23 protein-coding genes are annotated in these 22,886 nt (G+C 73.8%); 6 read left to right on the top strand and 17 right to left on the bottom strand.

The window, feature by feature from the left end; genetic code table 11:
- The first annotated feature begins 67 nt into the window (after nucleotides 1-67).
- Both ACK8HX_RS09400 and ACK8HX_RS09395 read left to right on the top strand, forming a co-directional pair.
- Nucleotides 68-358 carry a WhiB family transcriptional regulator gene (locus tag ACK8HX_RS09400; RefSeq protein ID WP_411940426.1) on the top strand — a complete coding sequence of 97 codons (291 nt, stop codon included), beginning with the start codon at nucleotides 68-70 and terminating at the stop codon, nucleotides 356-358.
- 150 nt (nucleotides 359-508) lie between these two features.
- Nucleotides 509-733 (top strand): RNA-binding S4 domain-containing protein, encoded by a 225-nt coding sequence (locus tag ACK8HX_RS09395; protein WP_411940425.1) that lies wholly within the window; start codon nucleotides 509-511, stop codon nucleotides 731-733.
- A 16-nt stretch (nucleotides 734-749) separates the two neighbouring features.
- Here the strand turns inward: ACK8HX_RS09395 and ACK8HX_RS09390 are convergent, their stop codons facing one another.
- From ACK8HX_RS09390 to groES, 3 genes are all read right to left on the bottom strand, one after another.
- On the bottom strand, nucleotides 750-1,439 hold the full coding sequence (locus ACK8HX_RS09390) for an aspartate/glutamate racemase family protein (protein WP_411940424.1): 690 nt from the start codon (nucleotides 1,437-1,439) through the stop codon (nucleotides 750-752).
- Between the two features lie 90 nt (nucleotides 1,440-1,529).
- Nucleotides 1,530-3,146 carry a chaperonin GroEL gene (gene groL / locus ACK8HX_RS09385; RefSeq protein ID WP_411940423.1) on the bottom strand — a complete coding sequence of 539 codons (1,617 nt, stop codon included), beginning with the start codon at nucleotides 3,144-3,146 and terminating at the stop codon, nucleotides 1,530-1,532.
- A 136-nt stretch (nucleotides 3,147-3,282) separates the two neighbouring features.
- On the bottom strand, nucleotides 3,283-3,576 hold the full coding sequence (groES, locus tag ACK8HX_RS09380) for a co-chaperone GroES (RefSeq protein WP_030528819.1): 294 nt from the start codon (nucleotides 3,574-3,576) through the stop codon (nucleotides 3,283-3,285).
- Between the two features lie 247 nt (nucleotides 3,577-3,823).
- Between groES and ACK8HX_RS09375 the strand changes: the two genes are divergently transcribed.
- Nucleotides 3,824-5,062, top strand: coding sequence for a class I SAM-dependent methyltransferase (locus tag ACK8HX_RS09375; protein WP_411940422.1), 1,239 nt, complete (start codon nucleotides 3,824-3,826; stop codon nucleotides 5,060-5,062).
- A 114-nt stretch (nucleotides 5,063-5,176) separates the two neighbouring features.
- On the opposite strand, the gene ACK8HX_RS09370 is transcribed toward ACK8HX_RS09375, so the two are convergent.
- Nucleotides 5,177-6,019 (bottom strand): PfkB family carbohydrate kinase, encoded by an 843-nt coding sequence (locus ACK8HX_RS09370; protein ID WP_411940421.1) that lies wholly within the window; start codon nucleotides 6,017-6,019, stop codon nucleotides 5,177-5,179.
- The gene (locus ACK8HX_RS09365) at nucleotides 6,016-6,990 is read right to left on the bottom strand and encodes a nucleoside hydrolase (protein ID WP_411940420.1); all 975 of its coding nucleotides are present in this window, start codon (nucleotides 6,988-6,990) and stop codon (nucleotides 6,016-6,018) included. Before ACK8HX_RS09365 ends, ACK8HX_RS09370 begins: the two co-directional genes overlap by 4 nt.
- Before the next feature lie 117 nt (nucleotides 6,991-7,107).
- Between ACK8HX_RS09365 and ACK8HX_RS09360 the strand changes: the two genes are divergently transcribed.
- Both ACK8HX_RS09360 and ACK8HX_RS09355 read left to right on the top strand, forming a co-directional pair.
- Nucleotides 7,108-8,358, top strand: a complete 1,251-nt coding sequence (locus ACK8HX_RS09360; protein ID WP_411940419.1) for a glycoside hydrolase family 3 N-terminal domain-containing protein — start codon at nucleotides 7,108-7,110, stop codon at nucleotides 8,356-8,358.
- Between the two features lie 46 nt (nucleotides 8,359-8,404).
- A complete protein-coding gene (locus ACK8HX_RS09355) occupies nucleotides 8,405-9,481 on the top strand; it encodes a DNA polymerase IV (protein ID WP_411940418.1) in 1,077 nt (358 codons plus the stop codon).
- 331 nt (nucleotides 9,482-9,812) lie between these two features.
- Here ACK8HX_RS09355 and tsaD read toward each other — a convergent pair whose 3' ends face one another.
- From tsaD to glmS, 9 genes are read right to left on the bottom strand one after another with little or no spacing between them, the layout of a single operon-like run.
- Entirely contained in the window at nucleotides 9,813-10,856 is a 1,044-nt protein-coding gene (tsaD, locus tag ACK8HX_RS09350) for a tRNA (adenosine(37)-N6)-threonylcarbamoyltransferase complex transferase subunit TsaD (protein ID WP_411940417.1), read from the bottom strand.
- Complete coding sequence (gene rimI, locus ACK8HX_RS09345; RefSeq protein WP_411940416.1) at nucleotides 10,849-11,358, bottom strand: ribosomal protein S18-alanine N-acetyltransferase; 510 nt, start codon at nucleotides 11,356-11,358, stop codon at nucleotides 10,849-10,851. Before rimI ends, tsaD begins: the two co-directional genes overlap by 8 nt.
- The gene (gene tsaB, locus ACK8HX_RS09340; protein WP_411940415.1) at nucleotides 11,355-12,017 is read right to left on the bottom strand and encodes a tRNA (adenosine(37)-N6)-threonylcarbamoyltransferase complex dimerization subunit type 1 TsaB; all 663 of its coding nucleotides are present in this window, start codon (nucleotides 12,015-12,017) and stop codon (nucleotides 11,355-11,357) included. Before tsaB ends, rimI begins: the two co-directional genes overlap by 4 nt.
- The gene (gene tsaE / locus ACK8HX_RS09335; protein WP_411940414.1) at nucleotides 12,011-12,505 is read right to left on the bottom strand and encodes a tRNA (adenosine(37)-N6)-threonylcarbamoyltransferase complex ATPase subunit type 1 TsaE; all 495 of its coding nucleotides are present in this window, start codon (nucleotides 12,503-12,505) and stop codon (nucleotides 12,011-12,013) included. Before tsaE ends, tsaB begins: the two co-directional genes overlap by 7 nt.
- Nucleotides 12,502-13,686, bottom strand: coding sequence for an alpha/beta fold hydrolase (locus ACK8HX_RS09330; RefSeq protein WP_411940413.1), 1,185 nt, complete (start codon nucleotides 13,684-13,686; stop codon nucleotides 12,502-12,504). Before ACK8HX_RS09330 ends, tsaE begins: the two co-directional genes overlap by 4 nt.
- Nucleotides 13,686-14,858, bottom strand: a complete 1,173-nt coding sequence (alr, locus tag ACK8HX_RS09325) for an alanine racemase (RefSeq protein WP_411940412.1) — start codon at nucleotides 14,856-14,858, stop codon at nucleotides 13,686-13,688. The genes ACK8HX_RS09330 and alr overlap by 1 nt, the downstream gene beginning before the upstream one ends.
- 13 nt (nucleotides 14,859-14,871) lie before the next feature.
- Nucleotides 14,872-16,341 (bottom strand): bifunctional ADP-dependent NAD(P)H-hydrate dehydratase/NAD(P)H-hydrate epimerase, encoded by a 1,470-nt coding sequence (locus tag ACK8HX_RS09320; protein ID WP_411940411.1) that lies wholly within the window; start codon nucleotides 16,339-16,341, stop codon nucleotides 14,872-14,874.
- Nucleotides 16,338-16,712 (bottom strand): holo-ACP synthase, encoded by a 375-nt coding sequence (locus ACK8HX_RS09315; RefSeq protein WP_411940410.1) that lies wholly within the window; start codon nucleotides 16,710-16,712, stop codon nucleotides 16,338-16,340. Before ACK8HX_RS09315 ends, ACK8HX_RS09320 begins: the two co-directional genes overlap by 4 nt.
- Before the next feature lie 13 nt (nucleotides 16,713-16,725).
- A complete protein-coding gene (gene glmS, locus ACK8HX_RS09310) occupies nucleotides 16,726-18,585 on the bottom strand; it encodes a glutamine--fructose-6-phosphate transaminase (isomerizing) (protein ID WP_411940409.1) in 1,860 nt (619 codons plus the stop codon).
- A gap of 66 nt (nucleotides 18,586-18,651) precedes the next feature.
- Between glmS and coaA the strand changes: the two genes are divergently transcribed.
- Nucleotides 18,652-19,617 carry a type I pantothenate kinase gene (coaA, locus tag ACK8HX_RS09305; protein ID WP_411940408.1) on the top strand — a complete coding sequence of 322 codons (966 nt, stop codon included), beginning with the start codon at nucleotides 18,652-18,654 and terminating at the stop codon, nucleotides 19,615-19,617.
- Between the two features lie 52 nt (nucleotides 19,618-19,669).
- On the opposite strand, the gene ACK8HX_RS09300 is transcribed toward coaA, so the two are convergent.
- The 3 genes from ACK8HX_RS09300 to ACK8HX_RS09290 form a co-directional block, all read right to left on the bottom strand.
- The gene (locus ACK8HX_RS09300) at nucleotides 19,670-20,356 is read right to left on the bottom strand and encodes an aggregation-promoting factor C-terminal-like domain-containing protein (protein WP_411940407.1); all 687 of its coding nucleotides are present in this window, start codon (nucleotides 20,354-20,356) and stop codon (nucleotides 19,670-19,672) included.
- Nucleotides 20,357-20,592: 236 nt separating this feature from the next.
- Nucleotides 20,593-21,930 carry a PhoH family protein gene (locus tag ACK8HX_RS09295; RefSeq protein ID WP_411940406.1) on the bottom strand — a complete coding sequence of 446 codons (1,338 nt, stop codon included), beginning with the start codon at nucleotides 21,928-21,930 and terminating at the stop codon, nucleotides 20,593-20,595.
- Nucleotides 21,931-22,100: 170 nt separating this feature from the next.
- The gene (locus tag ACK8HX_RS09290; protein ID WP_411940405.1) at nucleotides 22,101-22,862 is read right to left on the bottom strand and encodes an isoprenyl transferase; all 762 of its coding nucleotides are present in this window, start codon (nucleotides 22,860-22,862) and stop codon (nucleotides 22,101-22,103) included.
- Nucleotides 22,863-22,886 lie beyond the last annotated feature (24 nt).

Genomic DNA, 22,886 nt, shown 5'->3' with positions numbered 1-22,886 from the left:
CAAGTCGTTCCTACCGTGATGTCCGAGCCGCTCGGAAGGGCGGCGACCAGCGCACGGAGGTACGCACATGGCCGAGATCACCCGACTCCCGGGTCCTGTCGCCGACCTCTGGGACTGGCAGCTCGACGGCGCCTGCCGGCGGGTGGGCCCGGAGGTGTTCTTCCACCCCGAGGGTGAGCGCGGCAGCAAGCGTCGCACCCGCGCCAGTGCTGCCAAGGAGATCTGCTTCACCTGTCCGGTCCTGCAGCAGTGCCGCCGGCACGCCCTCTCCGTCCGCGAGCCCTACGGGGTCTGGGGCGGTCTCACCGAGGACGAGCGCGAGTCGCACTACTCCCGGGACCGGCACATCGCCTCCTGACCGACCGGTGACCCAAGGGGTGGTCGCCGTCTCACGGTCGCGAAGGCGAGAAGAGGTCGGGGCCGCAGGTCCTCCGAGGTGGCCCGCCACCGGCCACCCGGAGACCCGCGGCCCCGACCTGAGCTCCCCCGCACCAGTACCGTGGGCGCCGTGAGCGCCCCCCTCGACGTCCCCATCCGCGACGAGTCGATCCGCCTCGGCCAGCTCCTCAAGCTCGCCGGCGTCGTCGACGACGGCGCGGTGGCGCGCGAGGTCATCGAGCGCGGGCTGGTCGCCGTCAACGGCGAGGTGGACACCCGTCGCGGCCGCCAGGTCCGCGTCGGCGACGAGGTGACCTTCGAGGGCGAGACGCTCCACGTGACCGCCGGGCCCTGAGCCCGGGCCGGTCGGCTCAGGCGCAGAGCCAGTCGACGCCCGCGGCCACGTGGAGCGCGGTCGTGTCGTACAGGGGCAGCGGCCCGTCACCGGGGCCGAGGAGCAGCCCGATCTCGGTGCACCCGAGGACCACGGCGTCGGCACCGCGGGCGGCCAGCCGGTCGACGACGCCGAGGTAGGCCGTCCGCGACCCGGGGTCGACGACGTCGTGCACGAGCTCGTCGTAGATGACCCGGTGGACGACCTCGCGGTCGTCGGGGTCGGGGACGACGACCTCGAGGCCGCGTCCGCGCAGCCGCCCCGCGTAGAACTCCTCCTCCATCGTGAACCGAGTCGCGAGCAGGCCGACCCGGGCACGGCCGTCCGCGAGGAGGGCGTCGGCGGTCGGGTCGGCGATGTGGAGCAGCGGGATGCCGGCGGCGTCCTCGACCCTGGACGCGACCTTGTGCATCGTGTTCGTCGCGAGGAGGAGGGCACCGGCCCCACCGGCGGAGAGCCCGCGCGCGGCCTCCTCGAGGACGGCGGTGGCGGTGGCCCAGTCCCCGGTGTGCTGGGCGTCGGCGACGGGGCCGAAGTCCACCGAGTGCACCAGCAGCCGCGCCGAGTGGTGCCCACCGAGCCGGGCCGCGACGCCCTCGTTGAGCCCCCGGTAGTACGACGCGGTCGAGGTCCAGCTCATCCCGCCGAGGACTCCGAGCAGCCGCATGCCCGCACCCTACGACCCCGCCTCCGCGGTGGACGACGGACGCCGCCCGCCCCGGGTGGGGCGGACGGCGTCCGGGTGTCGCGAGGGGGCTCAGTGACCGTGCCCGTGGCCGTGGCCACCGGCAGCAGCCGGCTCCTCCTCCTTCTTCTCGACGACGAGGGTGTCGGTGGTGAGGACCATCGACGCGATCGAGGCCGCGTTGCGCAGCGCCGAGCGGGTGACCTTGACCGGGTCGATGACGCCGGCCTTGACGAGGTCCTCGTACTCGCCGGTCGCGGCGTTGAGGCCGTGGCCCGCCGCGAGCTCCTGCACCTTGGAGACGGCGACGTAGCCCTGCAGGCCCGCGTTCTCCGCGATCCAGCGCAGCGGCTCGGCGGCCGCCTTGCGGACGATGTTCGCGCCGACCTTCTCGTCACCCTCGAGGTCGAGGGTGTCGAGCACGGCGACGGCCTGGATGAGCGCGGAGCCACCGCCGGAGACGATGCCCTCCTCGATCGCCGCGCGGGTCGCCGAGATGGCGTCCTCGATGCGGTGCTTCTTCTCCTTGAGCTCGACCTCGGTGTGCGCGCCGACCTTGATGACGCAGACGCCACCGGCGAGCTTGGCGAGGCGCTCCTGGAGCTTCTCGCGGTCCCAGTCGGAGTCGGTGCGCTCGATCTCCTGCTTGATCTGCGCGACGCGGCCGTCGACGTCGGCGTGGTCGCCGGCGCCGTCGATGATGACGGTCGAGTCCTTGGTGACGACGATGCGGCGGGCCTGGCCCAGGGTCTCGAGGCCGACCTGGTCGAGCTTGAGACCGACCTCCTCGGCGACGACCTGGCCGCCGGTGAGCACGGCCATGTCCTGGAGCATCGCCTTGCGGCGGTCGCCGAAGCCGGGGGCCTTGACCGCGACGACGTTGAAGGTGCCGCGCATCTTGTTCACGACCAGCGTCGAGAGGGCCTCGCCGTCGACGTCCTCGGCGATGACGAGGAGCGGCTTGCCGGCCTTGACGACCTTCTCGAGGATGGGGAGCACGTCGGCGATCGAGGAGATCTTGCCCTGGTGGATGAGGACGTAGGCGTCCTCGACGACGGCCTCCATGCGCTCCGGGTCGGAGACGAAGTAGGGGCTGATGTAGCCCTTGTCGAACTGCATGCCCTCGGTGAACTCGAGCTCGGTCGACGCGGTCGAGGACTCCTCGACGGTGATGACGCCGTCCTTGCCGACCTTGTCGAACGCGTCGGCGATGATCGCGCCGATCTCGCCGTCCTGCGCGGAGAGGGCGGCGACCTGGGCGATCTCCTCCTTGGACTCGATCTCGCGGGCGGTCTCGAGCAGGCGGGCGGACACGGCCTCGACGGCGGCGTCCATGCCGCGCTTGAGGCCCGACGGGGCGGCACCGGCAGCGACGTTGCGCAGGCCCTCCTTGACCATGGCCTGGGCGAGGACGGTCGCGGTCGTCGTGCCGTCACCGGCGACGTCGTTGGTCTTGGTGGCGACCTCCTTGGCGAGCTGCGCGCCGAGGTTCTCGTACGGGTCGTCGAGCTCGACCTCGCGGGCGATCGTCACCCCGTCGTTGGTGATGGTGGGGGCGCCCCACTTCTTGTCGATGACGACGTTGCGGCCCTTGGGGCCGAGCGTCACCTTGACGGCGTTCGCGAGGGCGTCGACGCCGCGCTCGAGCGCCTTGCGGGCGGAGTCGTTGAACTCCAGTTCCTTGGCCATTGCTGTCCTTCTCGGTGGAGGGTGCCGGGGCGGCGTGCGCCCGCCGGCGGGTGTGCGTGGTTCAGGAGAGCCGGACGCGCCCCGGCGGCACCCGGGTGGGTGCGCACCGGGGCGCGGTCACGGCATCAGTGGTGCGTCAGCCGACGACGGCGAGCACGTCACGGGCGGAGAGGATGAGGTACTCCTCGCCGCCGTGCTTGATCTCGGTGCCGCCGTACTTGCTGAAGATGACGCGGTCGCCGACCTGGACGTCGAGCGGGACGCGGTTGCCCTTGTCGTCGATGCGACCCGGGCCGACAGCGAGGACCTCGCCCTCCTGGGGCTTCTCCTTCGCGGTGTCCGGGATGACCAGACCGGACGCAGTCGTCTGCTCGGCCTCGAGGCTCTTGATGACGATGCGGTCCTCGAGCGGCTTGATGGAAACCGACACGGTGTGCTCCTCCCCTGTGGGGTGAGTCGAAGTGGACGGGACTCGCGCTTCACCGGGCCGCTCACGCCGTCGCGGGGGTCGCGGTCGACCCGGGCTGCGCTGGCACTCGCGGGTGGCGAGTGCCAATGAGGCAAATCTAGGTGGCCCGTTAGCACTCGGTCAACTCGAGTGCCAGCACGTGGCCGACCGCCGCCGGCGGCGGGGACCGGGGCGGGCCGGCGACGGGGGAATGGCAGGATGTCGCGCCGTGGACCTCGGCATCGTGCGAGCCCTCGGGAGCCCCGACGGCAAGGAGCTGCTCCGCTCCCTCCCCGCGTACGACGAGACCCAGGTCATCGCCCTCCAGGACCGCCTGCGGCGCGAGGGCCATGCCCCCGAGCTGGTCGCCGCCCTCCTGACCCAGCAGCGGCTGCGCGCCCGGGCCGTCGCGAAGTTCGGCGAGTTCGCCGACGACCTGCTCTACACCGCCGACGGCCTCGAGCAGGCGTCCCGGCTCGAGCTGTCCGCGACCCACGCCGGGCGCTTCTACAACGCGAGCCTGGCGACCGTCCACGACCTCGGCTGCGGCATCGGCTCCGACGCGGTCGCGATGTCGGCCCTCGGCGTCACGGTCCAGGGCGTCGACATCGACCCCGTGACGGCCGCCATCGCCGACATCAACCTCCGGCCCTGGCCGGACTCGCGGGCCCGGGTGGGGCTGGCCGAGGAGTTCGAGCCGCCGCGCGACCCGCTGCGCTCACGGGTGGGGGTCTGGCTCGACCCCGCCCGGCGGGTGCCCGGGGTCACCGGACGGCACGGCCGGATCAAGCGGGTCTTCCGCCTCGACGAGATCCGCCCGACGTGGGACTTCGTCGTCCAGGTCGCCACGGCGGTGCCGGCCACGGGGGCCAAGCTCTCGCCCTCGATGCCCAAGGACGCCATCCCCCTCGGCACCGAGGCCCAGTGGACCTCGTACGCCGGCGAGGTCCTCGAGTGCACCGTGTGGTGGGGGCCGCTCGCCCACCGACCCGGCCGCAGCGCCCGGATCCTCGGGCCCGGCCGGTCGCCGGTGGAGGTCGACGAGACGATGGCCGAGGCCGACCCGCCGGCCGCGACGAGCCTGTCGTCGGTCGGGCCGTGGCTCTACGAGCCGGACCGCGCCGTCACCCAGGCGGGTCTGCTGGGTGCGGTGACGGCGGCGACGCTCGGCAGCGAGGTCGACCACGGGCTCGGGTACGTCGTCTCGGACGCCGAGGTCGACGTCGAGTTCGCGCGCCGCTACGCCATCCGCGAGGCGATGCCGTTCGGGGTGAAGTCGCTGCGGGCGTGGCTGGTCCAGCACGGCGTCACCGGCCTGACGATCAAGAAGCGCGGCGTGCGGCTCGACGACGACGAGCTGCGCCGCCAGCTGCGGATCGGCCGGAAGGCCGGAGACGGGGCGCAGGCCACCGTCATCCTCACGCGGGTCGCGGGCCAGCAGGTCGTCCTCGTCGTCGACCCCTGCTGACGACGGGTCCCAACTTTCCCGCCTGATGCCAGAAGGTTCGGTGGGGCACCCCGAACTTCGGGGTGCCCCACCGAAGGTTGTCGCATCAGGCGGGAAAGTTGGGACGGGGGTTGGTCAGAGGTCGGGGTCGGGCTGGGCTCCCTCGTGGCGGACCGCCGCGGCCCCGGCCTCGAGGGCCGCGGCGAGCGCCTCCTCGCGACCGGCGCCTCGTGCGAGGGCGGCCGCGAGCGTTCCGCAGAACGCGTCGCCGGCGCCGGTGGTGTCCTGCACGTCCTCCGGCGCGACGACCACCGCGGGACTCGTGGCCCCGTCCCACGACGCACCGTTCGACCCGAACGTCACGAGGAGGGAGCGCGGCTCGGCGCCGTCCTCGGCGAGGGCCTGCATCTCGTGCTCGTTGGCGACGACCGGGTCGCCCAGCGCGACGACGTCGGGGGGCAGGGCCGACCACGGCGCCACGTTGAGGACGACCCGCGCACCCCGGCCGGCCGCCCGCCGGACCGCGGTGCAGACGACGGTCCGCGGGACCTCGAGCTGGACGAGGAGGACGTCGCCCTCGCCAAGGGCGTCCACCGCGGCGACCTCCCGCTCGTCGAGCAGGTCGTTGGCGCCCGGAACGACGACGATCGAGTTCTCGCCGTCGTCGGACACCGCGATGAGGGCGTGGCCGGTCGGGTGGCCCCCGACGACCCGAACCCCGGCGACGTCGATGCCGCGCGCGGCGAGGCGCTCCCGGTAGGCCGTGCCGCCGGCGTCGTCACCGACGCAGCCGACCATCGCGACCGGCGCCCCGGCGGCCGCCGCGGCGACCGCCTGGTTGGCACCCTTGCCCCCGGCGAGCCGGCGCAGGCCGTCGCCGAGGACGGTCTCGCCGGGCCTCGGGTGGCGCTCGACCCGGGTCACGAGGTCGACGTTGAGCGACCCGATGACGACGACGCGCCCCGTCGCCGCCGTCATCCGACCTCGCCTCTCACGGTGCGCAGCCACAGCTCGGCGACGCGGGGCCCGTCGATGGCGAGCGCCACGTGGACCTGGGCGGGGGCCAGGCCGTGCGGGTCGTGGTCCAGGTGCCCGCTCCAGTCACGGGTGTCGACGACCGTGCGGCCCCGGGTCCACGACCCGGTGAGCTCGACCCGAACGGGCAGCCGCTCGGTCGTGACGGCGTCGGGGAGCAGGAGCATCGCGACCGCGCCCGCGTCACCGATCGTCGCGCCCGCATTGGCAAAACGCCTGTGGTGGTAAGAGATCAGCCCGGCGGCGAGGTCGGCGACCGGGGTCCCGAGCGCCCGCAGGCCCTCGACGTCGGCGTCGGTGACGAGCGGGTCGTAGAACACGTCGAGGCCGTACATCGCGACCTCGACCCCGTGGGTGGCACACGCGTCGAGGACGATCGCCGCGGCCTCGGGGTCGTGGAAGACGTTGAACTCCGCGGCGGCCGTCGCGTTGCTGATCTGCGCGCCACCGCCCATGAAGACGAGGCGCCCGATCCGCGCGAAGGCGTCCGGGTGGACGCGGGCGAACAGCGCGAGGTTCGTCATCGGTGCGAGCGGGACGACCGTGACCGGCTCGCCCGCCGCGGCGGCGTCCTCGACGACGTCACGGAGGAGGTCGAGTGCGGACCGCGGGTCGGGCGTGAGCGTCGGCACCGGCATCCCGAGGTCGGCCATGCCGTCGGAGCCGTGGACGTGCCGGGCGTCGACGGGGTCCTCGAGGAGCGGGCGGCGGGCGCCGACCCCCACCGGGACGTCGCCGCGGCCGGCGGTCTCGAGGACGCGCAGCGTGTTGCGGACGACGTCGTCGAGGGGGGCGTTGCCGCCCACGCACGACACGGCGCGCAGGTCGAGGTCGGGGTGGAGGGCGGCGAGGAGCAGGGCACAGGCGTCGTCGACGCCGGTGTCGACGTCGAGGACGATCGGGAGTCGGGGCACGGCCACGATCATCGTCCATGCCCGTGGCCGGCGCACGGGACCGCACGAGGGTCGTGCCGGCCGAGGCCTCACCTCGGCGATTCCCGGGATGGCGGCCGCGTCACGTAGCGTCGTCGGGTGCTCCACCGCTCCTTCCCGGCCCTGCAAGCCCTCCGCGCCCGGACCGCCACGACCGCCGTGGTGACCGGCGGCGTGCTCGTCGCGCTCGTCGGGTGCTCCGGCGGCGCGCCGTCCGCGTCCTCGCCGTCGCCGAGCGCGCCCGCCCCGTCGACGTCCGCGGCCCCCTCGCCGACCGAGACGACGCAGACCTGCGCCGAGGCCACGTTCGAGGCCCTGTCCGCGCAGCAGCGGGTGGGCCAGCTGCTCATGGTCGGGCTCGACACCAACGCCCCGCGCACCTCGCTCGACGGCCTCGTCACCACCGAGCACGTCGGCAACGTCATCTACCTCGGGGGCTGGGAGGGCGCGGCGAAGGTCTCGCGGGCGTCGACGCACCTCGAGGGCCTGGTCTCGCAGGAGGCCACGGGCGGGGTCGGCCTGATGATCGCCGCCGACCAGGAGGGCGGCATCGTCCACCAGCTGCGCGGCGACGGGTTCACCCGGCCGCCGAAGGCCCTCGACCAGGCCGAGCTCGCACCCGACGAGCTGACGGAGGACGCCGCCGGGTGGGCGAAGGAGATGAAGGAGGTCGGCGTCAACGTCAACCTCGCCCCCGTCGCCGACACCGTTCCCGAGGACATCGGCCGCGCGAACGAGCCGATCGGCAAGTGGGGCCGCCAGTACGGCTCCGACCCGAAGACCGTGGCGACCTACTCCGTCGCGTTCCTGCGCGGGATGCTGGACGAGGGCGTCGAGGGCGCGGTCAAGCACTTCCCCGGTCTCGGACGCGTCCGCAACAACACCGACTTCTCGTCCTCGGGGATCACCGACTCGGTGGCGACCGCCGACGACCCCTTCCTCGAGCCGTTCCGCGCGAACATCGAGGCCGGCGTCGGGCTCGTCATGATGTCGTCCGCGAGGTACCCCAAGCTCGACGGGGAGAACCCGGCGATGTTCTCGGAGAGGATCATCACCGGCCTGCTGCGCGAGGACCTCGGGTACGACGGTGTCGTCATCACCGACGACGTCAACGCCGAGGCGCTGCGGTCCGTCCCCCCGGGCGCCCGGGCGACCCGGCTCCTCGACGCGGGGGGCGACGTCGTCCTCACCGGCAAGGCCTCCGACGCCGACGACATGATCGACGCGATCACCGAGAAGGCTTCTGCCGAGCCCGGGTTCGCGGCCAAGGTCGATGCGTCGGTCGAGCGGGTGCTTGCCCTCAAGGACCGGATGGGGCTGCTCCCCTGCTCCGAGCCCGCCACCGGCTGAGGCTCGGCCGGCGCCGGATGTCGGCGGCGTCCGCCACGATGGGGTCATGTCCCGCTGGGTCCTGCACGTCGACATGGACCAGTTCATCGCGGCCGTCGAGGTGCTCCGGCGGCCCGAGCTCGCTGGCCTGCCCGTCGTCGTCGGAGGGCGCGGTGACCCCACCGAGCGCGCCGTCGTCTCCACCGCGTCCTACGAGGCGCGAGTGTTCGGGGTCCGCTCGGGGATGCCGCTGCGCACCGCGCTGAAGCGGTGCCCGGACGCCGTGTTCCTGCCCGTCGACCATCCCGTGTACGAGGCGGCGTCGGCCGGGGTCATGGGCACCCTGCGTGCCGTCCCGGGTGCCGTCGTCGAGGTGCTCGGCTGGGACGAGGCGTTCGTCGGCATCGAGACCGACGACCCCGAGGCCGTGGCGCACCGCATCCAGGCCGACGTGCTCGCCGCCACCGCCCTGCACTGCTCGGTCGGCATCGGCGACACCAAGGTGCGGGCCAAGATCGCGACGGAGTTCGGCAAGCCACGGGGCACGTTCCGGCTCACCCGGGCGACATGGTTCGACGTCATGGGCGCCGAACCCACCCACGCGCTGTGGGGGGTGGGGAGCCGCATCTCGCAGCGGCTCGCCGCCCTGGGGATCGAGACCGTGAGCCAGCTCGCGCAGGCCGACGACGCCGTCCTCGCCGCCGAGTTCGGTCCGCAGTCGGGGCCGTGGCTGCGCGACCTCGGGCGCGGCGAGGGCTCGTCGGACGTCGACGACACCCCGTGGGTCCCCCGGGCGCACGGCCGGGAGACCACCTACCAGCGCGACCTCGTCTCGCTGCCGGAGGTCGAGGAGGCGCTCCGGTCGCTCGCGGAGCGGGTGGTCGACGACATCCGGGCCGAGGGCCGACCGTGTGCCCGGGTCCACCTCAAGGTGCGCTTCGTCCCCTTCTTCACCGTCAACCGGTCGCGGAAGCTGCGCGAACCGACCTGGAGCCCCGACGTCGTCGCCGGGACCGCCCTCGACCTCTTCCGCGCCCTCGATGACGAGCGCCCGGTTCGGCTGCTCGGGGTGCGTGCCGAGATGGTGCCTCCCGAGGGCGGTGACGCCCCGCCGCGCACGCACGGCCGGCGCGGGATGCCCTGACCAGCGAGGACGCCTCGGGAGATCGGCCCACGGTCCCGCCGGCCAGCACGAACTCGTCTGCACGCAGGGCCTCCTCAGGCCCCCTGATGGCCCTAGTGTCGGAGACCGGACACCCGTCCGGGACACCCCTATGGGAGGCGGAGAACTATGCGTGGATCCGGTCTCATCTGGACGATCGTCGGCGTGCTGCTGATCATCGCGCTGCTCATCTTCATCTTCTGAGCACATCGAGCCGCCCCGGGAGCCCACGCTCCCGGGGCGCCGTGCTGTCCGGGGGTCGGTTCGAGGTGATCGGGCGGTGCAGGACGCGGGCCGAACACCTCGACCCGCGTCAGGCGGAGACCTCGGTCACCGGCATCGAGGAGTCGGCCGGGATGGCGAGGCCCGACGGCGGACGGCCCTTGAGGACCATCTGCGCCCCGAGCGCGGCGACCATCGCCCCGTTGTCGGTGCACAGGCCCGGTCGTGGCACCCGCAGCTCGATGCCGGCCGCGTCGCACCGCTCCTGCGCCATGGCCCGCAGCCTGGAGTTCGCGGCCACGCCGCCGCCGATCTGGAGGTGGCCGACGCCGTTCTCGCGGCAGGCGAGGATCGCCTTGCGGGTCAGCACGTCGGTGACGGCCTCCTGGAACGAGGCCGCGACGTCGGCGACCGGAACCGTCTCGCCCGCAGCCTCCTTCGCCTGGACCCAGCGCGCCACGGCGGTCTTCAGACCGGAGAACGAGAAGTCGAACCGGTGGCGCTCCATGTCGCGTCCGGTCGTCAGGCCGCGGGGGAAGTCGATGACGACCTCCCCCTCGCGCGCCGCCCTGTCGATGTGCGGTCCCCCGGGGAAGGGCAGCCCGAGGACACGCGCCACCTTGTCGAAGGCCTCCCCCGCCGCGTCGTCGATCGTCGAGCCCAGCGACCGCACGTCGTGCGTCACGTCGGGCACGAGGAGGAGGGAGGAGTGGCCGCCCGACACGAGCAACGCCAGGGTCGGCTCGGGGAGGGGCCCGTGCTCGACGATGTCGACGGCCACGTGCGAGGCGAGGTGGTTGACGCCGTGGAGCGGGATCCCGAGGGCGAGGGCGAGGGCCTTGGCCGACGCCACCCCCACCATCAGCGCCCCGGCCAGTCCGGGCCCGGACGTCACGGCGACGGCATCGAGGTCGCGCAGCGTGACGCCCGCCGTGGCGCAGGCTCGTTCGATCGTCGGGACCATGGCCTCGAGGTGCGCGCGGCTGGCCACCTCCGGGACGACCCCGCCGAACCGGGCGTGCTCGTCCACGCTGCTCGCGATGGCGTCGACGAGGAGCGTCTCGCCGCGGACGATCCCGACACCGGTCTCGTCGCACGAGGTCTCGATCCCGAGGACGAGCGGCTCGTCACGCATCGTGGATCTCCTTCCCGGAGAGGGTTCTCCGCAGCACGAGGGCGTCGACGTCGCCCGGTTGGTAGTACCTGCGACGGGTCGCGAGGAGGACGTAGCCGGCCCGTTCGTACAGGGCCCGCGCCGGCGCGTTGTCCGCACGGACCTCGAGCATGACGTGGGCGGCCCCGCGCCGGGCCGCCCGCCGCTCGAGCTCGGCGAGGAGCAGGGCGCCCAGCCCGCGCCCCCGGCCGCGCGGCGCGACGGCCACCGTCATCACGTCGGCCACCTCACCGCCGTGGTCGAGGCCGGCGTAGCCGAGCACACCGTCGTCGTCGGTGAGGACGACGTACTCGCGCCGCGGACGCCCTGCCAGCTCCGACCACCAGGACACCTCCGTCCAGGCGTCGGTGGGGAACAGCTGGGTCTCGAGCTCGGTCAGCACCGCGAGGTCGGCCCAGTGCGCCTCTCGCAGAACGAGTCCCGCGGGAAGGGAGCGGGCGTCCGGAGCGGCCACCGCACTCACGACCGGGCCCGCTCGGCGGTGGTCAGCGCGTCCGGGCGCCGCAGGTAGAGCGGCTCGACGGGCATCGAGGACCCGGCCGCGATGCCGCGCGCACCGAGGGTCGCGAGGACGCCGGCGTCGACGTCGAGCACCTCGACGGGCGAGCCGAACAGCTCGGGGTAGAGCACGGGGCCGCGACCGGCCGTGGGCAGGGCCCGCACCGTGTCGGGGAGCTCGGCGGGCCGGTCGACCGCCGGGCCCGACGCGCGCACGACGGCGCCGCCGTCGACCCGGTACTCGGCCCAGTAGACCTCGCGGCGCCGGGCGTCGGTCGCCACGACGAACCGGTCGCCGACCGGCCCTGCGGCCACCACCTGCTCGGCCAGCACGTCGAGCGAACAGATCCCGTGGACGGGGATACCGAGCGCGTGGCCCATCGTCACCCCGGTGACCATGCCGACCCGCAGCCCCGTGAACGGGCCCGGGCCCGTTCCGACGACCACGGCGGTGAGGTCCGCAGGGGCCACGCCCTCGGCGCCGAGGAGCTCCGCGACCAGCGGAGCGAGGTGCTCGGTGTGGCCACGGGCGTCCAGCCGCGAGCGGGTGGCGACGCGGCCCGCGCCGTCGGTGAGCCCGACGGCGATGGCCGAGGTCGAGGTGTCGATGCCGAGGATCAGCACGGTTCACCCCCGAGCGAGGCGAGGGCGGCGGCCGCCTCGTCGCCGGCCCAGCGTCCGCCGATGCCGCTCACCGTGGCGGTCCGGACCTCCGAGGCCGTGTCGACGTCGAGGACGACCTCGAGCCGGTCCTCGCTGAGGTCCTCGGCGAGCCCGTGGCCCCACTCGACGACCGTCACGGAGGACGACACGTCGGCGTCGAGGTCGAGGAAGTCGAGCTCGAGCGACCCGTCGAGGCGGTAGGCGTCGACGTGGACCAGGGGCGGTCCGTCGACGAGCGAGGGGTGGACACGGGCGATGACGAAGGTCGGCGACGTCACCGGTCCCCGGATGCCGAGCCCTTCGCCGAGGCCCTGGGTCAGGGTCGTCTTCCCCGCGCCGAGGCCGCCGGTGAGGACGACGAGGTCACCCGGTGCGAGCAGCGCCCCCAGGGCGCGGCCGAGCTCGCGGGTGTCGGCGACCTCGGCGAGGACGACGCGTCGCCCGCTCACGACGCCGCCTCCCGGCCACCCCGTCGCGAGCGCGAGGAGCGCGCCTTCTCGACGCGGCGGCGCTTGGAGATGTCCTGCACGGTGCGCCGCACGCGCGGCTTGCTGCTCACGGGGATCCCCTCGGCGACGGCCCGCTGGGCGCGGGCGATGAGCATGAGGAGCTGCTGGGTCACGACGACCGGGTGCTCGAGCTGGAGGATGTGGCCGGCGTCCTCGACGACGACGTGCTCGGCCCCGGGAACCTGCCGCACGATCTCCTCCGAGTGCGAGGGCGGGGTGATGAGGTCGCCCGCGCCGTTCATCACGAGCGTCTCGATGCCGGTGAGGGCACCGAGGTGCTCGCCGAGGTCGAGCCGGTCGATGTCGGGGAGGAAGGCGGCCATGACGTCGAAGGACGTCGAGAAGATCATGTCGCCGACGAGGTCGACGAGCTCGGTGCTGACCGGCGAGTCGAAGGCCCACCGCTGCACCGCGAGGTCCTGGACGCCGCGGCCCATCTTGCGCAGCATCCCGATCGGTCCGGCGTGCCGCGACATCCTGGTGAGGACACCGGGGCCGAGCGACCCCACCACCCGCCCCACGGTCGGCCCGAGCCCGAACTCGGTCATCTCCTTGCCGCCGGGTGAGGTCGACACCAGGGCCACGGCGAGCACGCGCTCGCGGACGACGTCGGGGTGCTGCCCGACGTAGGACATCACGGACATCCCGCCCATCGAGTGCCCGACGAGGACGACGGGTCCGCTCGGGCAGGTGGCGGCGAGGACGGCCGAGAGGTCGCGGCCCAGCTGCTCGACGGTGCAGTGCTCCAGCGCCGAGTCGCCGGAGCGGCCGTGGCCGCGCTGGTCGTAGCTGACGACGCGGTACCCCTCGTGGATGAGGGCGCGGCGCTGGAGGACCCACGAGCGCATCGACAGGGCGAACCCGTGGACGAGGACGACGGTCGGCATCCGGCCGCTGACGTGGCGGCGGGACCGGCTCGAGGCCTCGGGCGCGTCGATCTCGACGTGCAGCTCGACGCCGTCGTCGGTGGTGACGGTCAGGGACTCGGTGGGGGTGTGGGCCCAGCCGTCGGGGGCGTCGACCGACCGGAAGCCGGCCCGCGCGCGCAGCACGCGCTCGCCGACCGCGTTCGCGGCAGCACCGGCGGCAGCGCCGACCGTGGCGAGAGGACGCAGCGCCATCAGGCGGGGCCTCCGAGGTGCCGGCGCGGCAGGCGCGGGCCCATCCGGGTGACGATCTCGTAGTTGATCGTCCCGGCCGCGTCGGCCCAGTCCTGCGCCGTGGGCTCGCCGTCGGCGCCGACGCCGAGGAGGACGACCTCGTCCCCGGGCTCGACGGTCGCGTCCGGGCCGAGGTCGAGGACCACCTGGTCCATGCAGACCCGTCCCGCGAGGGTGTACCGGCGGCCCCCGGTGAGCGCCGGGCCGCGGTTGCCCGCCGAGCGCGGCACGCCGTCGGCGTAGCCGACCGGGACGAGCCCGAGGAGGGTGTCGCGGGTCGTCGTGTACTCGTGGCCGTAGCTGACGCCCTGCCCGGCGAGCGCCTTCTTGACCCCCGCGAGGCGGGCCGTCACCCGCATCGCCTCGCGCAGGCCGAAGTCGGCCGGGCTGCCGAGGTCGGGCACCGGGGAGAGCCCGTAGACGGCGACGCCGGGGCGCACGAGGTCGAAGTGCGCCGAGGGGTTGGTCAGGGTCGCGGCGGAGTTCGCGAGGTGCAGCAGGCCGGGACGGACCCCGGCCCGTTCGAGCTCGGCGACGGCCTCGACGAAGCGCTCCTGCTGGGCCCGGACCGTGGGGTGCTGCGGCGCGTCGGCATACGCGAAGTGCGACCAGACCCCGGTCACCTCGACGGCGCCCTCGGCCTGCGCCGCGGCGAGCGCGGCCACCACCTCGGACCAGTCGGTGAGGACGCCGTTGCGACCGAGGCCGGTGTCGACCTTGACCTGGATGCGAGCGGCGCGGCCGCGTTCGCGCACGGCGGCGAGCACGGCCTCGAGCGACCAGGTGCTGCCGACCGTGACCTCGATGTCGGCGTCGAGGGCGCCGCGGACGTCGGCGCCGGGCGCGAAGAGCCAGGTGAGGAGCGGTGCCGTGACCCCGGCGCGGCGCAGCTCGAGCGCCTCGGCGAGCTGGGCGACCCCGAGCCACGCGGCACCACCGGCGAGCGCTGCCCGTGCCGAGGGGAGCAGCCCGTGGCCGTAGGCGTCGGCCTTGACGACCGCCATGACGTCGGCCGAGCCGGCCCTGCGCTTCAGCTCGGCGACGTTGTCGCGGATCGCCCCCAGGTCGACGTCGACCCACGCCGACAGTCCCGCGGTCGCGGGGTCGGTGGCCGGGGCGGGGGTCGTGGTCATGGGCCCGTCGAGTCTAGGACTCGGCCCCCGGCCGCCGGCCCAGCAGGTGGGCCACGGCACTCGGGAGGGCGTGGGCGACGGCGAGCGCACGCACCGGCCCCCCGGGGTTGGCGCGGTCGGCCGCCACCCCGTGGACGAGCGCACCGATCGCCCCCGCCTCGGCGACCGGGACGCCCCCGGCGACGAGGGTGCCGAGCAGCCCGGCCAGCACGTCACCGGCCCCGGCGGTCGCCAGCCACGGCGGCGCGTCGGCCTGCGCGTGGGCGGGCGCGTCCTCACCCGGGGGAACCACGAGGGTCGTGGACCCCTTGAGCAGGACCGTGGCGCCGGTGCGCGCGGCGAGCTCGCGGGCATGGCGCAGAGGCGCGCCCTCGACCGCCTCCCGCGTCACCTCGCCGTGGGTCAGACGGGTGAGGAGGCGGGCGCACTCGCCGGCGTGCGGGGTGAGCAGGGTGGGGGCGCTCCGTGCTGCGAGCACGGCATCGTCGAGGAGGTCCAGCCCGCCGGCGTCGACCACGACCGGGACGTCCTCGGCCAGTGCCGCCCGCGCGGCCTCGCGCTGCTCCTCGGCGCCGGGGCCGTCGCCGACCGGGTCGAGTCCGGGCCCGACGACCCAGGCCTGCACCCGGCCGGGCCCGTGGACGGCCTCGGGCGCGGCGGCGCGGACGAGCCCGGTCGGCGTCGGCGGCCCGACGTACCGGACCATGCCGGCGCCGGCCTCGACGGCGGCGGTGACGGTCAGGACCGCCGCGCCGGTGTACTCCTCGCCACCGGCGACGACACCGAGGACCCCACGGGAGTACTTGTCGTCCCCCGCGCCGGGCACGGGCCACCACCCGGCGAGGTCGTCGTGGTCGAGCCGCCGCACGAGGGGAGTGGCATCGACCGCGATCCCGATGTCGACGACGGTGAGGAGGCCGCACGCCTGCTCGGTGGGCGGGAGGAGGTGGACGGGCTTGGCGACGGAGAAGGTGACGGTCTCGTCGGCGAAGACGCCGTCGGGGTCGAGGACCGCGCCCATCGGGTCGTGGCCGGAGGGCAGGTCGACGGCGATGACGTGGGCCGACGTGGGAAGGGCGGTGACCCACGGGACCGCCCACGCGGGCAGCCCGGGGCGGGCACCGAGCCCGAGGACGCCGTCGAGGACGACGTCGGCCTCCCCCAGCACCGACGGGTCGGTCGTGAGGACGACGCCCGCCGCCTCGGCGGCCTGCCGGGCGCCCGGGTGGACCGGTTCGTGGTGGACCGCGACGGCGTTCCAGCCGGCGTCGGCCAGGGCGGCGACGGCGTAGAGGGCGTCGGCGCCGTTGTTGCCGGGGCCGACGAGGGCGGCCACGGTGCGGCCCGCGGCCTCCTCGAGCCGGGCGGCGGCAACGGCGGCCAGGCCCTCGACCGCCCGCGCCATCAGCTCGCCGTCCTCGAGCCCGGCGAGGAGGGCGCGCTCGGCGGCCACGACGTCGTCGACCGCGTAGGCCTCGATCATCGGCCGGCCCCGCTGCCGGTGGCGGCCTCGGCGACGACGACCGCCGAGGCGATGCCGGCGTCGTGCGAGAGCGAGACGTGGAGCGAGCCGATGCCGAGCGCCTCGACCCGCGCGGCGACGGTGTCGCGGACCTCGAGGTGGGGACGCCCGTCGGCGCCGCGGTGGACCTCGGCGTCCTGCCAGTTCATGCCCGCCGGGGCGCCGAGCGCCTTCGCGAGCGCCTCCTTGGCGGCGAAGCGCGCGGCGAGCGAGTTCAGCGGCAGCACCCGCTCGGCGGGGGTGAAGAGCCGGTCGCGCAGCCCGGGCGTGCGCTCGAGGGTGGCGCCGAAGCGCGCGACGTCGACGACGTCGATGCCGACGCCGACGATCACCGCGCGTCCGTCATCACTCGACGGTCACCGACTTGGCCAGGTTCCTCGGCTGGTCGACGTCGAGGCCCTTCGCCGTCGACAGGTGCAGCGCGAAGACCTGGAGGGGCACGACGGACAGCAGCGGCGCGAGCAGCGGCGAGCACTGCGGGATGCGGATGACCTCGCTCGCGAAGGGGACGACGTCCTCGTCGCCGTCGTGGGCGACGACGATGGTGCGGGCGCCGCGCGCCCGGATCTCCTGGATGTTGGAGACGACCTTCTTGTGCAGCTCGTGGGGGGTGTCGGGGCTGGGCACGACGACGAAGACCGGCTGGCCGGCGTCGATGAGGGCGATGGGCCCGTGCTTGAGCTCGCCCGCGGCGAAGCCCTCGGCGTGGATGTAGGCGAGCTCCTTGAGCTTGAGCGCCCCCTCGAGGGCGATCGGGAAGCCCACGTGCCGCCCGAGGAAGAGCACCGAGCGGGTGTCGGCCATGAAGTTCGCCATCTCGACGACGCGGTCCATCCGGCCGAGGAGCTCCTCGATCTTCGCGGGGATCTCGTGCAGCTCGGCCATGACGGCCTTGGCGTCGTCGGCGTAGGTCTCGCCGCGGAGCTGGGCGAGGTAGAGGCCGAGGACGTAGCAGGCGGTGATCTGCGCGAGGAACGCCTTCGTCGACGCGACGGCGATCTCCGGGCCGGCGTGCGTGTAGAGGACGGCGTCGGACTCGCGCGGGATCGTCGAGCCGTGCGTGTTGCAGATCGACAGCGTCATCGCGCCGAGCTCGGAGGCGTGCTTGACCGCCATGAGGGTGTCCATCGTCTCGCCGGACTGGCTGATCGACACGACGAGCGTGTTCTTGTCGACGATCGGGTCGCAGTAGCGGAACTCGTGGGCGAGGGAGACCTCGACCGGGATGCGGGTCCAGTGCTCGATGGCGTACTTGGCGACGGTTCCCGCGTAGGCCGCGGTGCCGCAGGCGACGATCGTGATGCGGTCGACCGCGCGCAGGTCCTCCTCGGAGATGCGGATCTCGTCGAGGACGAGCTGGCCGGACTCGTCGGTGCGCCCGAGGAGGGTGTCGGCGACCGCGTGCGGCTGCTCGTGGATCTCCTTCTCCATGTACGTCGCGTAGCCGCCCTTCTCGGCGGCCGCGGCGTCCCAGGTGACCTCGTAGGCCTTGCCCTCGGCGGGCGAGCCGTCGAAGCCGATGACCTCGTGGCCGTCGGGGGTGATCGTGACGATCTGGTCCTGGCCGAGCTCGAGGGCGTGGCGGGTGTACCCGATGAAGGCCGCGACGTCGCTGCCGAGGAAGTTCTCGCCGTCGCCGAGGCCGACGACGAGCGGGCTGTTGCGGCGGGCGCCGACGACGACGCCGGGGCTGTCGGCGTGGACCGCGAGGAGGGTGAAGGCGCCCTCGAGGCGCTGCACCGCCCGCTGCATCGCGGCGGTGAGGTCACCGGTGGCGTCGTACTCGCGGCCGATGATCTTCGCCGCGACCTCGGTGTCGGTCTCGGAGTGGAACTCGACCCCCTCGGCGAGGAGCTCCTTCTTCAGTGCGTGGAAGTTCTCGATGATCCCGTTGTGGATGAGGGCGAGCCGGTCACCGTCGCCGCCGCGGTGGGGGTGGGCGTTGCCGTCGGTGGGGCCGCCGTGGGTCGCCCAGCGGGTGTGGCCGATCGCGGTGCGCGAGGCCGCCAGCGGGTGCGCGTCGAGGGCCGCGCGGAGGTTCTCGAGCTTGCCGGCACGCTTCTCGGTGGCGACACCGTCGTCGGTGACGAGGGCGACCCCGGCGGAGTCGTACCCGCGGTACTCCAGGCGTGCGAGCCCCTCCATGACGACGTCGAGGGCCTGCCCGTCGACGGTCCGGCCCACGTATCCGACGATTCCGCACATGCGCGCCAGCCTAGTGCTCGGGCGGGGCTGCTCCCGTCCCGGGGCGGGCGGGGGCCATGCGCCACAATGACCGGCGTGATCCCCACCCGCCGGCGCAGGGCCGAGCCCACGCCGTACGTCGAGCTCGACCGGGCGGCGTGGTCACGGCTGCGTGAGAACCAGCCGATGAGCCTCGGCCACCAGGACCTCGCTCGCCTGCGCGGCCTCGGCGACCGGCTCGACCTCCAGGAGGTCGAGGAGGTCTACCTGCCGCTCTCGCGCCTGCTCCACTACTACGTGGAGGCCGTGCACGGCCTGCGGCTGGCGACGAGCGAGTTCCTCGGGGAGCGGCCGAGCAGGGTCCCGTTCGTCGTCGGCGTGGCCGGGTCCGTGGCCGTCGGCAAGTCGACGACCGCGCGCATCCTCAAGGAGCTGATGAGCCGCTGGGAGCACACGCCGCGGGTCTCGCTCGTCACGACCGACGGGTTCCTCTACCCCAACGCCGAGCTCGAGCGCCGAGGACTGCTGCAGCGCAAGGGCTTTCCAGAGTCCTACGACCGGCGCGCGCTGCTGCGGTTCATCGCCGACGTCAAGTCGGGGATGCCGGTCGTCGAGGCCCCGATGTACTCCCACCTCACCTACGACGTGCTCGCGGAGACGGTGCAGGTGCGCACGCCGGACGTGCTCATCGTCGAGGGCCTCAACGTCCTCCAGCCGCCGACGGTCCGGGCGGACGGGTCGAGCACCGGGGCCATCTCCGACTACTTCGACTTCTCGGTCTACGTCGACGCGCCGGTCGAGCAGATCCGGGCCTGGTACGTCGAGCGATTCCTGCGGCTGCGGGAGACGGCCTTCGCCGACCCCCAGTCCTACTTCCACCGCTATGCCGGGCTCAGCGACGACGAGGCGCGCGACACGGCGGCCGACATCTGGGAGCGGATCAACGAGCCGAACCTCGTCGAGAACGTCCTGCCGACGAGGGAGCGGGCGACGCTCGTCCTCACCAAGAGGGCGGACCACGCGGTGACGCACATCCGGCTGCGCAAGATCTGACCTGGCTCACCGGGTGACCCGACCGCGCGGTCGGATCACGGGGTGGGCCGGCTCAGTACCAGTGCGGCGAGCGGCTCTGCCACGTGTCGAGGGCGTTGCACGGGGTGCCGTAGGACTTCTTGATGTAGTCCAGCCCCCAGCGGATCTGGGTCACCGGGTTGGTGCGCCAGTCGCTGCCCATCGTGGCCATCTTGTCGCCGGGGAGCGACTGCGGGATGCCGTAGGCGCCCGAGCTCGGGTTGGCCACCCACCAGCGCCAGTCGCTCTCGCCGATCCACAGCTGGTCCAGGCACGGCCACTGCGCGCTGCTGTACCCGAACTCGGGCAGCAGCATCCGGGCGACGGCCTTGGGGTCCTTCTGCGCGTTGGCGATGATCCGCTCGCGCTCGGCGGCCCGGGCGGCACGCTCCGCTGCCTCCTTGCGGGCCTTCGCGAGCGCCGCGGCCTTGGCCCGCTCGACCTGGGCGTTGCGGGCGGCGGCGGCGGCGCGCTGGGCGTTGGTGGCCGAGCGGTCGGCGGCGACGCGGGCGACGTCCTCCTGCTGGGTCTTCGACTGCTCGGTCGAGGCGCTCGAGGTGAGGCCGTCGACGGCGAAGGTCAGGGCCTCGGCGCTCGCCGCCCCGCCGGAGGACGCGGCCGAGACGGCGGCGGTCGTCAGCAGGGCAGCGGCCACCCCGGCCGAGACGACCGGGCGGCCGATCGCGGCCCCGGCGACCCGTGACAGCCGCGAGCGGGCCACGGCATGGCCCGGTCCACGCCGTGCGGCGTGTCGGGGCGCGTGGCGCGGCGCGTGTCGACCCATGGCGGTGCGGAAGGACCTCTCAGGCAGTGGATGGCGGCCGGGGCGCACTGCAGCGCGACCACCCGGCGGCGTTACCGAATCGAGACCTTACTGTAGGCGACATCGCCGGGGGGACGAAATCGTCGTCCCGCTTCCGACCCCGCTGCGGGGCCCGGGCGGCGGGACGGCCGCGCTCAGACCTCGATGCCCTCGAGGAGGTCGGTGACGAGGGCCGCGATGGGACTGCGCTCGGACCGCGTCAGCGTGACGTGGGCGAAGAGCGGGTGGCCCTTGAGCGCCTCGACGACCGCGACGACACCGTCGTGACGGCCCACCCGCAGGTTGTCGCGCTGGGCGACGTCGTGGGTGAGGACGACCCGCGAGTTCTGCCCGATCCGCGAGAGCACGGTGAGGAGGACGTTGCGCTCCAGGCTCTGGGCCTCGTCGACGATGACGAAGGCGTCGTGGAGGCTGCGGCCGCGGATGTGGGTGAGCGGGAGCACCTCGAGCATCCCCCGGTCGAGGATCTCCTCGACGACCTCACGGGACACGAGGGCGGAGAGGGTGTCGAAGACCGCCTGGCCCCACGGGTTCATCTTCTCGGCCTCGGAGCCGGGCAGGTAGCCGAGCTCCTGGCCGCCGACCGCGTAGAGGGGACGGAAGACGACGACCTTGCGCTGCTGGCGCCGCTCCATGACGGCCTCGATCCCCGCGCAGAGGGCGAGCGCCGACTTGCCGGTACCGGCTCGCCCGCCGAGGCTGACGATGCCGATGTCGGGGTCCATGAGCAGGTCGAGGGCGATCCGCTGCTCGGCGCTGCGTCCGTGGAGCCCGAAGGCGTCGCGGTCGCCACGGACGAGGCGGACCTGCTTGTCGGCGCCGACCCGCCCGAGGCCCGAGCCCCTCGGCGACAGCAGCTTCAGCCCCGTGTGGCACGGCAGCTCGGCGGCCTCGGCGAGGTCGAGGCGCCCGTACTCGTAGAGGTGGTCCATCTCCGTGGTGGAGACCTCGAGCTCGCTCATGCCCGTCCAGCCGGACTCGACCGCCAGCTCGGCGCGGTACTCCTGCGCGTCGAGGCCGCACGCCGACGCCTTGACCCGCATCGGCAGGTCCTTGCTGACGACCGTGACGACGTTGCCCTCGTTCGCGAGGTTGCGGGCGACCGCCAGGATGCGGGTGTCGTTGTCGCCGAGCCGGAACCCGGCCGGCAGCGACATCGGGTCGGTGTGGTTGAGCTCGACGCGCAGCGTGCCGCCGGAGTCGCCGACCGGGACGGGGGCGTCGAGGCGCCCGGCCTTGATCCGCAGGTCGTCGAGCAGGCGCAGCGCGGTGCGGGCGAAGTAGCCCAGCTCGGGGTGGTGGCGCTTGCCCTCGAGCTCGGTCACGACGACGACCGGGAGGACGACCTCGTGCTCGTCGAACCGGGTGATGGCCCGCGGGTCGGACAGGAGGACCGAGGTGTCGAGCACGTACGTGCGGCGCGGCTCCTTCCCCCGTGGTGCTGCCGGTGCCGGTCGCGTGCTCGAAGCCATGGCCACTCCTGAGGAAGGGAGAGAAGGTGCGTGTCCTCGACGCTACGACTCCCCCGGACCCCCGCCCGGCAGGCGCCCCGCGTGTCGGCGGCGAGTCCGAAACGGGCCGTTCGGCCGATCTGTGACGGGTGTTGCTGGTGTGGTCCGGCGGCCCGGAGTCGCCACGGGGCTCAGACCCCGAAGCGCCGCTCGCGCTCGCCGTAGGCCCGCAGCGCCCGCAGGAAGTCGACCTTGCGGAAGTCGGGCCAGTAGGCCTCGCAGAAGTAGAACTCGCTGTGTGCGCTCTGCCAGAGCAGAAAGCCGCTCAGCCGCTGCTCCCCCGAGGTGCGGATGACGAGGTCGGGGTCGGGCTGGCCCTTGGTGTAGAGGTGCTCGGCGATGTGCTCGACGTCGATGACCTCGGCGAGCTCCTCGATCGAGGTCCCCTTGCTCGCCTGCTCCTGGAGGAGGGAGCGCACGGCGTCGGCGATCTCGCGCCGGCCGCCGTACCCGACGGCCACGTTGACGATGATGCCGTCGACGTCCCGCGTCCGGTCCTCGGCGGCCTTCAGGCGCGCGGCGGTCGCGGACGGCAGGAGGTCCAGGGCGCCGACGGGGTGGATCTGCCAGCGGTGGGCGTCGGCGAGCGCGTCGACGGCGTCCTCGATGATGCCGAGGAGCGGGCGCAGCTGGTGCTCGGGCCGGTTGAGGTTGTCGGTCGAGAGCAGCCACAGGGTCACGACCTCGACGCCCACCTCGTCGCACCACGACAGCAGGTTGGCGATGTTGTCGGCGCCGGCCTGGTAGGCCTCCTCGGCGCCCGCGCCGCGGGCCCGGCCCCAGCGGCGGTTGCCGTCGAGCATGACCCCGACGTGGCGCGGGACCTTGGAGGAGCCGAGCTGCTTGGTGAGGCGGCGGGTGTAGGCGGCGTACAGGACGTCACGCAGCGCCATCCGACCTGCCTCCCGCTCGCTCCG

This window comes from Oryzobacter faecalis (assembly GCF_046764005.1).
Taxonomy (GTDB): domain Bacteria; phylum Actinomycetota; class Actinomycetes; order Actinomycetales; family Dermatophilaceae; genus Oryzobacter; species Oryzobacter faecalis.
This window is presented reverse-complemented; position numbering and strand designations above follow the sequence as displayed.

What these genes read in the sequence shown, in the direction of transcription:
- ACK8HX_RS09400 (WP_411940426.1), top strand. Translation starts at nt 68, where the DNA reads ATGGCCGAGATCACCCGACTCCCGGGTCCTGTCGCCGACCTCTGGGAC.
- ACK8HX_RS09355 (WP_411940418.1), top strand. Translation starts at nt 8,405, where the DNA reads ATGTCCCGCTGGGTCCTGCACGTCGACATGGACCAGTTCATCGCGGCC.
- coaA (WP_411940408.1), top strand. Translation starts at nt 18,652, where the DNA reads ATGACCGGCGTGATCCCCACCCGCCGGCGCAGGGCCGAGCCCACGCCG.
- groL (WP_411940423.1), bottom strand. Translation starts at nt 3,146, where the DNA reads ATGGCCAAGGAACTGGAGTTCAACGACTCCGCCCGCAAGGCGCTCGAG.
- ACK8HX_RS09290 (WP_411940405.1), bottom strand. Translation starts at nt 22,862, where the DNA reads ATGGCGCTGCGTGACGTCCTGTACGCCGCCTACACCCGCCGCCTCACC.
- ACK8HX_RS09390 (WP_411940424.1), bottom strand. Translation starts at nt 1,439, where the DNA reads ATGCGGCTGCTCGGAGTCCTCGGCGGGATGAGCTGGACCTCGACCGCG.
- ACK8HX_RS09370 (WP_411940421.1), bottom strand. Translation starts at nt 6,019, where the DNA reads ATGACGGCGGCGACGGGGCGCGTCGTCGTCATCGGGTCGCTCAACGTC.
- tsaD (WP_411940417.1), bottom strand. Translation starts at nt 10,856, where the DNA reads ATGCGTGACGAGCCGCTCGTCCTCGGGATCGAGACCTCGTGCGACGAG.
- ACK8HX_RS09320 (WP_411940411.1), bottom strand. Translation starts at nt 16,341, where the DNA reads ATGATCGAGGCCTACGCGGTCGACGACGTCGTGGCCGCCGAGCGCGCC.
- glmS (WP_411940409.1), bottom strand. Translation starts at nt 18,585, where the DNA reads ATGTGCGGAATCGTCGGATACGTGGGCCGGACCGTCGACGGGCAGGCC.
- ACK8HX_RS09295 (WP_411940406.1), bottom strand. Translation starts at nt 21,930, where the DNA reads ATGGCTTCGAGCACGCGACCGGCACCGGCAGCACCACGGGGGAAGGAG.
- ACK8HX_RS09330 (WP_411940413.1), bottom strand. Translation starts at nt 13,686, where the DNA reads ATGGCGCTGCGTCCTCTCGCCACGGTCGGCGCTGCCGCCGGTGCTGCC.
- alr (WP_411940412.1), bottom strand. Translation starts at nt 14,858, where the DNA reads ATGACCACGACCCCCGCCCCGGCCACCGACCCCGCGACCGCGGGACTG.